Below are 265 nucleotides of genomic sequence, written 5' to 3'. Positions count from 1 at the left end.
CGTTGCAGATCGGGGATCATGGCCCGGTGCAATCGGCAATAGGGCTTGAGCCCGAATCCGGCCGGTGCGGGGACGATGTCTTCGGGCGGCGCGTCGCCATAGGGGAAATGTCCCGCGACTCGGCCATCGGGGCCCGGCGGCGGCAGGGCGCCGTCGCAGGATTGGGCCGACGCCACCACAGGCATCACGACGAGCGACAACAGCGCCAGAAGGCGAAGGAATGCGGCGGCAAGGGTCGGCATGGCGCGCGGGGCTCTGGCATGTC

At 69.8% G+C, this 265-nt stretch carries 1 protein-coding gene; it reads right to left on the bottom strand.

Features of this window, described 5'->3' with window-relative positions; all coding sequences use genetic code 11:
* A partial coding sequence (locus tag AC3II9_RS21880) for a hypothetical protein (RefSeq protein WP_489158811.1) occupies positions 1-265 on the bottom strand: 265 nt, incomplete at both ends.

Source organism: Lysinibacillus sp. RU7 (assembly GCF_057837305.1).
This window is presented reverse-complemented; position numbering and strand designations above follow the sequence as displayed.